The 12,381-nt window shown below is 39.9% G+C and carries 11 protein-coding genes; 6 read left to right on the forward strand and 5 right to left on the reverse strand.

Annotation, left to right across the window (positions count from 1 at the left end):
- Positions 1-32 precede the first annotated feature (32 nt).
- A complete protein-coding gene (locus F959_RS04395) occupies positions 33-929 on the reverse strand; it encodes a LysR family transcriptional regulator (RefSeq protein WP_004877909.1) in 897 nt (298 codons plus the stop codon).
- Positions 930-1,034: 105 nt separating this feature from the next.
- On the opposite strand from F959_RS04395, the gene F959_RS04400 reads away from it, so the two are divergent.
- Positions 1,035-1,790: an SDR family oxidoreductase gene (locus F959_RS04400; protein ID WP_004877911.1), complete on the forward strand. Its 756-nt coding sequence runs from the start codon at positions 1,035-1,037 to the stop codon at positions 1,788-1,790.
- A gap of 50 nt (positions 1,791-1,840) precedes the next feature.
- Here the strand turns inward: F959_RS04400 and F959_RS04405 are convergent, their stop codons facing one another.
- The 3 genes from F959_RS04405 to F959_RS04415 form a co-directional block, all read right to left on the reverse strand.
- Positions 1,841-2,158 (reverse strand): AzlD domain-containing protein, encoded by a 318-nt coding sequence (locus tag F959_RS04405; RefSeq protein ID WP_004877913.1) that lies wholly within the window; start codon positions 2,156-2,158, stop codon positions 1,841-1,843.
- Positions 2,155-2,865 (reverse strand): AzlC family ABC transporter permease, encoded by a 711-nt coding sequence (locus tag F959_RS04410; protein WP_017196757.1) that lies wholly within the window; start codon positions 2,863-2,865, stop codon positions 2,155-2,157. Before F959_RS04410 ends, F959_RS04405 begins: the two co-directional genes overlap by 4 nt.
- Positions 2,866-2,942: 77 nt before the next feature.
- Positions 2,943-3,773, reverse strand: a complete 831-nt coding sequence (locus F959_RS04415) for an AraC family transcriptional regulator (protein ID WP_004877915.1) — start codon at positions 3,771-3,773, stop codon at positions 2,943-2,945.
- A 323-nt stretch (positions 3,774-4,096) separates the two neighbouring features.
- Here F959_RS04415 and F959_RS04420 point away from each other — a divergent pair, with 323 nt between their 5' ends.
- Both F959_RS04420 and F959_RS04425 read left to right on the forward strand, forming a co-directional pair.
- Positions 4,097-5,020, forward strand: coding sequence for a DUF2167 domain-containing protein (locus F959_RS04420; RefSeq protein WP_004877916.1), 924 nt, complete (start codon positions 4,097-4,099; stop codon positions 5,018-5,020).
- Positions 5,021-5,761, forward strand: a complete 741-nt coding sequence (locus F959_RS04425; protein WP_004877917.1) for a hypothetical protein — start codon at positions 5,021-5,023, stop codon at positions 5,759-5,761. It begins immediately after the preceding gene.
- Between the two features lie 42 nt (positions 5,762-5,803).
- On the opposite strand, the gene F959_RS04430 is transcribed toward F959_RS04425, so the two are convergent.
- Complete coding sequence (locus F959_RS04430) at positions 5,804-8,149, reverse strand: Tex family protein (protein ID WP_004877918.1); 2,346 nt, start codon at positions 8,147-8,149, stop codon at positions 5,804-5,806.
- A gap of 317 nt (positions 8,150-8,466) precedes the next feature.
- On the opposite strand from F959_RS04430, the gene ompR reads away from it, so the two are divergent.
- From ompR to F959_RS04445, 3 genes are all read left to right on the forward strand, one after another.
- Positions 8,467-9,231, forward strand: coding sequence for an osmolarity response regulator transcription factor OmpR (gene ompR, locus F959_RS04435; protein WP_004678831.1), 765 nt, complete (start codon positions 8,467-8,469; stop codon positions 9,229-9,231).
- Between the two features lie 17 nt (positions 9,232-9,248).
- The gene (locus F959_RS04440) at positions 9,249-10,712 is read left to right on the forward strand and encodes an ATP-binding protein (protein ID WP_004877919.1); all 1,464 of its coding nucleotides are present in this window, start codon (positions 9,249-9,251) and stop codon (positions 10,710-10,712) included.
- A 150-nt stretch (positions 10,713-10,862) separates the two neighbouring features.
- Positions 10,863-12,377, forward strand: coding sequence for an acetyl-CoA hydrolase/transferase family protein (locus F959_RS04445; protein WP_004877920.1), 1,515 nt, complete (start codon positions 10,863-10,865; stop codon positions 12,375-12,377).
- The last annotated feature ends 4 nt before the right edge of the window (positions 12,378-12,381 follow it).

Here is a 12,381-nt window from a genome sequence, read left to right on the forward strand (position 1 = left end):
CGCATCAGTTGTCAAAACATTAAAGGATCATTCTAGCAATGGACAGCAAGCTCACTTTTCAGCAGATCATTAAGCCAATCAATGAAGTCCTGAAAATATTCTGGACGATATTGACGGTCTGTAAGCAAAATATTGACAGGTAATTCAGAGCGAGGAACGTGTTCAAATAAGCGCTGTAATCGACCTTGTTGTACATAATTTTTCGCATCAAACGCTGGAATCTGGATTATTCCCAACCCGTTTAAACCCGCTTGAATATAGGCTTCTGTATTTTCAATTAATAAACGATATGGCATTTTGACGCGATGATTTTTAAATACTAATTCGCTCAGCTCTCGATAATGCTTGGCAACATGATAATCAACGGCAAAATGCTGTTGCAGCTCATCAAAATCTTTAGGAATGCCAAACTCAGTCAAATATTGCGGCGCAGCCAATGTCCAAATTTCAGTTTGACAAATCGGCTTGATCAGTAAATATTCATCCTGTACCTGCCCGACTCGAACGACACAATCAAGTTGTTGTTCAATCAAATTTGAAAAATCATCACTGCCATTAATCAAAACTTTCACTTTTGGATAACGTTGATAAAACGATTTTAAATTTGGAATCAAAACTTGGGTGGCTAAACGTTTCGGCATCCCAATGCTGATTTTACCTTCCTGACTGCGTACCTGCGTTTTAAAACGATTGAGCTCTTTTAATTGTGCAACCAAACGCATTGCTTCGTCATAAAACAAGCTGCCCTCATGCGTGAGAGCCACCTTACGAGTCGTGCGATAAAACAACAGCACTTCATATTCCTTTTCTAGCGCTTGGATCGCATAGGTCACATTGGAACGTGGTAAGCCTAATTGCACTGCCGCTTGCGCAAACGATTGCTTCTCTGCCACCAAACAGAAGATTTTTAAACGGTCTATTTTATCCATTTTATTATTCAACTTTTCTGCACAATCAGTTCAATACTAACAACTATTTCAGACAAATAAATTCCATTAGCATCATTTCATACACAACATGATGAGGAAGAATAAATGTCACAACATCATCTCAAAGGCAAAACCGTACTAATCACTGGCGGCGCAAAAAATTTAGGTGGTTTAATTTCACGTAAATTTGCTGAGCAAGGTGCAAACTTATTAATTCATTACAATAGCACTGCAACCCAAGCAGATGCCGAGGAAACATTAAAAGCAGTTCAAGCATTCGGAATCAAAGCGATTTTGGTTCAAGCTGATTTATCCAATATTCAAAATATCGAACAACTTTTTATACGAGCTAACGCAGAGTTTGGTGGTGTGGATATCGCGATTAATACCGTCGGACGTGTGCTCAAAAAACCATATTTAGATACCACTGAGCAAGAGTTTGATGGAATGAATGACATCAACAATAAAATTGCCTATTTCTTTATCCAATCAGCAGGTCGACATCTCAATCCAAATGGAAAAATTTGTACCATCGTCACCAGTCTATTGGCGGCCTACACAGGACTATACTCAACCTATGAGGGTTTAAAAGCGCCAGTCGAACACTACACTCGTGCCGCATCTAAAGAGTTTGGTGAACGTGGTATTTCAGTCACTGCTGTTGCCCCAGGCCCAATGGATACACCGTTCTTCTATGGTCAAGAAGCACCTGAAGCAGTGGCTTATCATAAATCGGCATCTGCATTAGGCGGATTGACTAAAATTGAAGATATTGAACCATTGGTTCGCTTCTTAGTAACAGATGGATGGTGGATCACAGGACAAACTATTTTTGCCAATGGTGGTTATACCACACGCTAAGAGGTGTAAATTTAAAGCTTGGGTTCATGCCATTCATGACCCAAGTTTCTTTAATTCGACCAAAAGACCAAAGCGTAAAAACATGCCAAACTGAGAATAATCGTCGCTAAGGTATGTCGTACCGTATAAGCAATTCCGATTGTTAAGACTGTGGCAATAAAATAAGGATTTAGTAATGTCGAACGAAATACGCCTTGCTCATCCATAAAGACAATCGGGGTGGCAATTGCGGTGAGTAAACAAGGTGCAGAATATTGCAATGATTGCTGAAACCACTTCGGTAAACGTAAAGGAATATTCGGTTCAAGCAGAATATAGCGATTCATAAAAACGACGAGCGCTAGAATAATCAGAAGAAACCAATTCATGCCGCACGCTCCCGAAGATTCTGCAAACAAGTCGCGGTCAGCATCCCAATGACACCAGCTAAAATTGCCGCACTTTTAATTCCTAGACTCAAAAACACAATCGTAAGTACTACAGACACCATCACGCCAACGAGCGTATTGAGATTCTTAATAAACGGAACCACAATGGCAATAAAAGTTGCAACGATCGAAAAATCTAAATGATATTGATCTAAATTTGGTACAGATGCAGCGAGCAACACACCACAAATACTGAATAGTACCCAACATAGATAAAAACAAATGCCTGCACCCAATAAATAATAAATATAGTGTTGCTGTTTTTTGATACTGACCGCGAATAACTCATCTGTGAGTAAAAAGCCAAGCATAAGCCGATGCTTCAATGGCTGCTTAGAAATATCATCTCGTAAATACAACGCATATAAATAATGCTGTGTCGTAATCAGAAACACCGAAATAATAATCGTCAACGTAGGTGTACCCACCATCACTAAACCAAGCGTCATCAATTGCGCTGCGCCTGCAAAAACTAATGCCGACATGCCGATTGCTTGCAGCGTGGTTAGCCCAGCTTGAATCGCCATTGAACCCGCCAATAATCCCCAAGGTAAAACGGCAAAACAGAGAGGTAGAATTTTGATCACACCATTGAGAAATGCCTTGGATTGAGACATTGGGGTGCCATCTATGCTTTCAGTTAACATCAAAATCACAATTACTCGTCGAACAGATCATGACTATGCCAAATTTCGACGTATTCGAATTGTATAAAATTGCTGTTTTATTTGAGGTAGGCGATATAACCGCCCGGTGTGATACCGAAAGTTTGACGGAAATGACGACTAAAATGACTTTGATCAGAAAAGCCACACTGTTGCGAGACCTCTGATAAATTTAGTCCTTGCCTCAATAGCTTTTGTGATTTCTGTAACCGCGCTTGGATTAACCATGCATGGGGTGAGAGTCCAACATGCTTTTTAAACTGGCGTAGAAAATGCCACTGACTCAAATTTGCCATTTCTGCCAACTCAATGAGGGAAAACTCTTGCTCAGGCATACTCGCCATTAATTCTTTAATCTTTAATATACGTTGCTTCGCATTACTCAGATCAACAGCCGTTGGACGTACTTGGCTATATTTAGAAACAAGCCATGCTATTGTTGATAAAAATAAAGTTTGTTTGAGCAAAGTATTGCTCGGCTGTTCAAGCAGATCGAATAGCAAACGAAACTGTTGTGCCAAACCTTCATCATGTAAGACCGCCTCTCTAAACCACGGTGCTGTCCCATGAATCGTAGTGAGATCTCGTGTTAGCTCGTGGAAAACTTCTGGTGTTGGATAAATCGCTCGATAACGCCAACCCGTTTCTACAGCAGATGAGCCGGTATGCACCTCATCGGCATTCACTAAAATAATATCGCCTTGTGGTGCAACATGATTGCCACCCGTTCGATAAAAGCGTTGTGCGCCCTCTTCAATGACACCAATACAAAAACCTTCATGAACATGGCGAGAAAACTCCTGTTGAAAGTAACTAGCTTTCAACATTTCTAAACCACCGAGTTCTTCAAGGTGTAAATAATCCACTTGTTCTCGAGGTCTACGCGACATCACGACCTCCTAAGGCTAATATGCATCATTGCAGGTTAACGCGATTGCATGAAACTTATAGAATAAAATTGCTGTTTTTCAAAATCCAGTACATTCAACTCATCCCCAAGCTCATCATACTGCTATATTTTTCCCAATAAATTTATTAAACCATCAATATATTTTTAAACAATAATATTTATTACATTCCAATATAAATAAATGCTTTTATTTTAAATGATTAAAAAATTATTTTAATTTTAGATAAAAATATTTTAGAATCCGCTGATAATTTATTCAATAAATTGTAATAAAACGAATAGCTAAAATATTGTGAGAATTTCATGTTAAATCAGTTACAACCGAAAAAATTAACCTCTTTGAGTTATGCAATTGCATTAAGTCTGTCTATGCTAGGTGTGGCTTCAGCTCCAAGTTATTCATTTGCTTCAGCATCAACTGAAGAAACCACCGTGAATAATACGCAAACTCAACAAGCTGAAGAAAATCCGATGTCAAAACTAGATTGGCATTTAGGTCCTAAAAAAGAAAATGTTGCCAATGTCGCGACATTAAATACGCTCAAAGATGAAGGATTTTTAGATCCCGTTAACTCAGATAAATTTCTAGAATTAACAGGCAATCTTACCAGTGGCAGCACCAATATTCTTGTTGCTCCAGATAATTCATGGTGGGCAACATTTGATTTTGATCCCGCTGGATATGTAAAAGATGATGAAAAAATAGATGCAGATGCATTATTAGAACAGCTTAAAGCCTCAGACGAGCCATCGAATAAAGAACGTGAGCGTTTAGGTTTTCCAAAACTTTATACCGTGGGTTGGGCGGTGCCGCCACATTATGACAATCAAACTAAACGTTTAGAATGGGCATTGAAAATTCGTGATGATAATAATTCAGAAGCAATCAATTACACCATTCGTATCTTAGGTCGTACAGGTGTAACCAGTGCCACACTCGTTTCTGATGAAGAAGGACTAACTCAAAATATTGATGCCTTTAAATCAAGTTTAAAAGGATTCGAATATAACTTTGGTGAGAAATATTCTGAATATCGTGAAGGTGATAAAGTTGCAGAATATGGCTTAGCCGCTTTAATTGCCGGTGGTGCAGCCGTTGTAGCAACTAAGAAAGGCTTCTGGGCAGCAATTGCAGCCTTTTTTGCGGCAGCATGGAAATTTGTTGCTGTGGGTGTGGTTGCTTTAGGTGGATGGATTAGCTCTTTATTCAAGCGAAATAAATCATAAATGCATTTACCCTTAGAAATACTGATCATTATCGGGTTATATGGATTTTATCTTTATGACTCTGCTCGTCTATATTTTTTTAATGAATTCAATGTGACTAAGGGTATTCGCTCAAGCTTTAAATTCCAACACGTTCCTAAATCATTTAGTTTTTTGAGTAAGTATTTATTTATTCCTAATATGTTTTTCACGCATCAATTGATATTCAAATGTGCTTGGAAAATAAAACAATCAATACCATCAGATCAGTCCGCAGATGTCGACTCTATTCTATTGATTAGTAAAACATTGAAGCCACTACAATGGATAAATATGCTGCTATGGCTATTAATGTTCGTTTTGTTACCTGTACTGTTATTAATAAAATTAAGTTATTTACCTTTAGCAATCACAATTATTACGATCTATATTCTTAATATCTCATCATTACTTTTTGTTATTTTAAAACGGAAATCACTGCAACTGTCTTGGGCTAAAATTTTCCAGTTTTCCCTCGATGTAATGTTGTGTCCGCCTTTCGCGTTAAACCTATTGCGTAAAATTAGCTTAAATTATCACGTTCAAATGGAAGGGATTGCTCTTGCAGAAAAGCTGCTAAATTCTTCAGATTACCAAGTGCTTTTAGAACAGATTATTTTAGATATTAACCATTTAAAAACATCAACCAATGATAAAAATTTAACGCAGTTATTGTCCAAAGAACAGCTTTTACGTTCATCACTCAATGCCAATAAAGAATAAAAAAACCTTCCCGAAGGAAGGTTTTTTAGGAACTCAATTCAATTACTTAGAACCTTTGATCCCTGCTTGTAATAACAAAGCACCTAAACCACCTATTTTCTGCTCTTGTGGTTTTTCTGTTTTTGGCTTGTTATTTTGTGGACGCTTAAAGTCGCCCTCTTTACGTGGTGGGCGTTGACCTTGTGGTTTACGCTCAGTACGGTCTTGCTGTGGACGTTGTTGACGCGGTGCTTTTGCTGGAGCAGCGCCTTCAGCACGCATACTGAGGTTCACACGGTTACGTTCCACATCGACCTGCATCACACGTACTTGTACAATTTGACCTGGTTTTACCACTTTATGCGGATCGGAGACAAACTCGTTTGCAAGTTCAGAGATATGCACAAGACCATCTTGATGTACACCTACATCTACGAATGCACCAAAGTTCGTCACATTAGTCACGACACCTTCAAGCTGCATACCTTCAGTCAATTGTGCAACTTCAGTAATGTCTTCACGGAACTTTGCAGTACGAAACTCAGGACGTGGATCACGACCTGGTTTTTCCAATTCTGCTAAAACGTCTTGAATCGTCGGTAAACCAAATTTGTCATCAACAAACTCATCTGCTTTAACCTGACGAATAATCTCGGTATTGCCAATAATGTCTTTAACCGTAGTTGCTTTCGCTGCAACGATTTTTTCTACCAGACCATAACTTTCAGGGTGAACAGCTGATGCATCTAATGGTTCAGAACCATCTTGAACACGTAAGAAACCTGCCGATTGTTCAAAAGTACGCTCACCTAAACGTGGCACTTTCTTCAATGATTGACGGTTATCAAAACGACCATTTTCTTTACGGTATTCAACGATCTGCTGTGCGATTGATTTATTTAAACCAGCGATATAAGCCAAAATCGCAGGTGAAGCGGTATTCACATCCACACCAACAGCATTCACACAGTCTTCAACTACTGCATCCAAAGTTTTTGCTAGACCGGTCTGGTTTACATCGTGTTGATACTGACCAACACCAATTGATTTTGGATCAATTTTAACGAGTTCAGCCAATGGATCTTGTAAACGACGTGCAATCGAAACTGCACCACGAATCGATACATCAAGATCAGGAAGCTCCTGCGCAGCAAGCTCACTCGCCGAATAAACCGATGCGCCTGCTTCGCTGACAGTTACACGCGTCAATTGCAGATCCGTATTCGCAGCCATCATTTCAGCAACAACGGCTTCTGTTTCACGACTCGCAGTACCATTACCAATCGCAATAAGTTCCACGTGGAACTCTCGGCATAAACGCGCGAGTTCTGCGATCGAACCCTCTTTATCTTCTTTCGGTGCAAATGGATAAATCGTGCTATGTGCCAACACATCACCAGCATCATTTACAACAGCGAGTTTCACGCCTGTACGAATACCAGGGTCAACACCTAGGGTTGTACGACCACCCGCAGGTGCAGAAAGTAATAAATGACGTAAATTTTCCGCAAAAACATCCATTGCTTCTGCTTCAGCGGCCAAGCGCTTATCCGTCAGCAATGAATGCTCAATCTGAGGACGAACCTTACCTAACCAAAATAATTTTGCAGTTTGTTTTAAATAATCTTGGCGGCTTTGTGGTTGAATTTGCTCAAGATTATATTCGACTTCAATACGAGCCAATGGAGCTTCATCTTCGCCATCTACTTTTAAACCAAGTACATTTTCTTGACGACCACGTAACATTGCCAATAAGCGATGAGAAGGAACTTTATTCAGATTTTCTGAGAATTCGAAATAATCACGGAACTTCTTGCCGACTTCTTTCTTTTCATCAGAAGCAACTGCACTTTTTAGAACAGCAGTTTTTGCAAAAGTTTGTTTTAATTCAGTCGTTAAGGCAATATTTTGCGCCCAGTCATCAATCAGGATATGCTGGATTGCATCCAATTGACTCTCAACATCTGGATAATCTTCGTGGCTAAAACCAGCCAAAGCTTCTGTTGGATCAACTTGTTCTGCAATCATCTTTTCAGCAATTGGACCCAAGCCCGCTTCTTTTGCTTTAAATGATTTACTCGTACGTTTAGGACGATACGGTGCGTAAATTTCTTCTAATGCATTTTTAGTTTCTGCTGCATTTACACGCGCCAATAAGTCATCGCTTAATTTATCTTGTTCTGTTAAAGATTGGATCACTTTCTCACGACGCTCGTATAAATCACGTAAATAAGCTAAACGTGTATCGAGTTGACGTAATTGAGTATCGTCTAAGCCTTGCGTGACCTCTTTACGGTAACGTGCGATAAAAGGAACACTAGCGCCTTCATCAATTAAACGAATAGCAGCTTCTACTTGGTTTGGACGTACGGCAAGTTCATTTGCCAACTGCTGAACTAAGTCAGTCATCGTGATTGATTCCACAAGGGTTAAGTCTAAAAGCACTGATTATAAAGTCCACGGCTATAAAATCCACCATTGTTTTTTTGAATATTTTGCGAGTATTTTTGCAAATTGATGAATGTTTCTAAAATATCGACATTTTTTGCTCTAAATATTGAAAAATAGATTGTTTGTCATAATTTTACCTGTATATATTTGGTATCTATCTCTTGATTTTATTGGCAATATTTGTTGCTTTATAACATAGCCAAACCTGTGCAATGAATCGTATACTCCCAAGCATTGCATAATGACGATGACAATAAACGATAAAGGAGCACATCATGAGTTTAGTTGTACCTGCTGAATCGACGGAAACCGTACACCATGAGACAGATCGTGTCGAACGCATTTTAGTGGTCGATGACGATGTGCGTTTGCGTACGCTTTTACAACGTTTCCTAGAAGATAAAGGTTTCGTCGTAAAAACTGCTCATGATGCAACACAGATGGATCGTTTATTACAACGTGAGTTGTTCTCGCTGATCGTCCTCGACTTCATGCTCCCTGTAGAAGATGGTTTAAGTATCTGTCGTCGTTTGCGTCAATCAAATATTGATACCCCGATTATTATGCTAACTGCACGTGGTAGTGACTCTGACCGTATTGCGGGTCTTGAGGCAGGTGCAGATGACTATTTACCAAAACCATTTAACCCAAATGAATTGTTAGCGCGTATTCGTGCCGTATTACGTCGCCAAGTACGTGAAGTACCGGGCGCACCAAGTCAACAAGTTGAAGTGGTCAGCTTTGGTCCTTGGGCATTAGACCTTTCTACTCGTACTTTAACCCGTGAAGGTCAAGTAGTTACACTTACGACGGGCGAATTTGCTGTATTAAAAGCGCTTGTGCAGCATCCACGTGAGCCATTAACTCGCGACAAACTGATGAACTTGGCACGTGGCCGTGAATGGGGCGCAATGGAGCGTTCAATTGACGTTCAAGTTTCTCGTTTACGTCGTCTGATTGAAGATAACCCTGCCCGTGCGCGTTACATCCAAACTGTTTGGGGTGTAGGTTACGTTTTTGTTCCAGATGGCGCGGAATAAAATCAGGAATCTAAACCTTGAAACTTGAACCAATTGATCCACAAGCATTTACAGATTTTGTTTCGTATTCTGAAAGACCACGAACAAAGTGGGAACGTTTTTTAGATAAAATCAAACCACGTTCCGCCGCAATGCGTACCACGATTTTGGTACTCTTTATGGTGTTTTTTAGCCTCTTTATGTCTTTGTGGTTCTTTTGGCGAACACTTTATTTACCTGAATTACAGCAACACGCTCGCTACCTCGCGATTGAATTAGAACTAGTCAACAATCCTGATATTCGTATTTTGCATCGCGACACTGAAGTCGATGTTGATACGTGGCTTAAAAATAGGATCGGGATTGAGTACATTACTGATCCCAAAGAATTTCCAAAAGTCGAAGATAAATTTTTAGCTGAGTTATTTACCAACCAAATCGAAAAAAAATTGGCGAAAGAACTTGGTGTTGATAATGCTGACAATGTGACGGTTTATTTCAAATTCAAACCAATCCCTCGTATCTGGATTCAAACACCAGAAATGAATGGCAATTGGGTTCGAGAGCCCTTAAAAACCTACACCAACTATAGTGTTGAGTTGATCGCAACATGGCTATTTGGTGTACCCATTTTATCTTCAATTATTATTTTAATTTTAGTTCGTCAAATGAATCGGCCATTGCGTCGATTACAGAATGCGGCCAACAATTATAGTAAAACAGGTAAAGCCCCTTACCTTGATACCAATCATGGTCCTTTAGAAATCCGTCAAGTGAACCAAGCGTTTAACCATATGGTGTATACATTGGAACAGACAGAGCGTGATCGCCAAATTATGTTGGCAGGGATTTCTCATGATTTACGTACACCATTAACTCGAATTCGATTAACTGCGGAAATGCTCCCAGATGAGTTTCTACGTGAAGGCTTGGTATACGATGTCGATGATATGGATGCGATTCTGAACCAATTCATTTCATACATGCGGGACGGTTCGGATGAGGAATTAACTGATACCAATATCAATACCTTATTACAAGAATTAGTAATCCAGTTCAAGCCGCTCGACATTCGCTTTGAGATGCAAGAATTACCGATTATTCCTGCACGTAGCTTGTCTCTAAAACGCTTAATTGCCAATTTGATTAACAATGCCAAGCGTTATGGTGCTGAACCGATTGAATTGTCAGCCAGTTATGTTGATGAACATATTTTAATTACTGTGGCCGATCATGGTGAAGGTATTCCACCTGATCAAGTTGAAGAGCTGATGCAACCCTTTGTTCGAGGCAATTCTGCACGAACAGTCCAAGGAAGCGGTTTAGGCTTAGCGATCGTAAAACGCATCGTGGATATTCATCAAGGACAAATCAATATTCGTAATCGTGAACAAGGTGGTTTAGAAGTGGTCATCTCACTTCCGATCTCAACTCAAGAGCCTGAAGAAAACCCAAGCAATACGATTGGCAAGATTAAACAAACACTTACAGGGCATTTTTAAACTGATTTCTGCTCATTAAAAATGCCACTTATTTCTAGTCAAAAATCATCTTCTATTTCACATATTAGACCTTAGCAGTAGTCCAATTCACTTTTGCACTTTTAGCGCTAAAATCCATATCTAATGAAAAAGCAATATTGAGAATGGATGATGTCTTTAAGTCGTATTCGCCTTGCATCTCTTCACGACAAAGTGATGAGTGCTGAGCAGGCAGCTCGCTTTATTGAAAATGATATGACGGTTGGTATGAGTGGCTTTACACGTGCAGGGGAAGCAAAAGCAGTCCCTCAAGCACTGGTTGAACAAGCTAAAAAAAATCCGTTAAAAATCACGTTAATTACGGGCGCTAGCCTTGGAAACGACTTAGACAAACAACTGACTGAAGCAGGTGTTCTTGCGCGTCGTATGCCATTCCAAGTTGACAACACTTTACGTCGTGCAATTAACAATGGCGAAGTGATGTTCATTGACCAACATTTATCTGAAACTGTTGAGCAAATGCGTAACCAGCAGCTCAAGCGTCCTGATGTAGCCGTGATTGAGGCTGTTGCGATCACAGAAGAAGGTCATATTGTTCCAACAACATCTGTAGGGAACTCTGCGAGCTTCGCGATCTTCGCTGAAAAAGTGATTGTAGAAATCAATACGTCTTTAAGTGAAAACTTCGAAGGTTTGCATGACATTTACATCCCAACTTACCGTCCAACACGTACACCTGTACCGTTGACGAAAGTTGATGATCGTATTGGTTCGACTGCAATTCAAATTGATCCTGCGAAAATCGTTGGTATCGTGTTTAACGACACAGCGGACTCGCCATCGACTGTGACCGCACCTGATGCTGAGACTCAAGGTATCGCAAATCACCTCATTGCTTTCTTTGAAAAAGAAGTTGCTGCAGGTCGTTTGGCGAAAAACTTAGGTCCTTTACAAGCAGGTATTGGTTCGATTGCCAATGCCGTATTAACAGGTTTAAAAGATTCTAATTTTGAAGATCTAGTCATGTATTCTGAAGTACTTCAAGACTGTACTTTTGAATTAATTGATGCAGGTAAAATGAAGTTTGCCTCTGGTAGTTCTATTACGTTATCAGCACAATGTGGCGAACGCGTTTTTGGAAATCTCGAAAAATACAAAGACAAATTGGTGTTACGCCCTCAAGAAATTTCCAATCACCCTGAACTTGTTCGTCGTTTAGGAATCATCGGTATCAACACTGCCCTTGAGTTTGATATCTACGGCAACGTGAACTCAACGCATGTGTGTGGCACGAAGATGATGAATGGTATCGGTGGTTCAGGTGATTTTGCTCGTAATGCGCATTTAGCCATCTTCGTGACCAAATCAATTGCCAAAGGTGGTGACATTTCATCAATCGTTCCAATGGTCAGCCACGTTGACCACAACGAACATGATGTAGACATTTTAGTAACTGAAGTCGGTCTTGCTGATTTACGCGGTTTAGCGCCTCGTGAGCGTGCTCGTGTCATTATTGATAATTGTGTACATCCACTGTATCAAGGTGCGTTAAATGACTACTTTGAGCGTGCTTGTGAACGTGGTGGACATACACCTCACATTTTACGTGAAGCATTGTCATGGCATGCAAACTTTGAAGAAACAGGTCAAATGCTTGTTACTGACTCACTTGCAAAGACTGCATAAATAC

It is taken from the genome of Acinetobacter venetianus RAG-1 = CIP 110063 (assembly GCF_000368585.1).
Lineage (GTDB): Bacteria > Pseudomonadota > Gammaproteobacteria > Pseudomonadales > Moraxellaceae > Acinetobacter > Acinetobacter venetianus.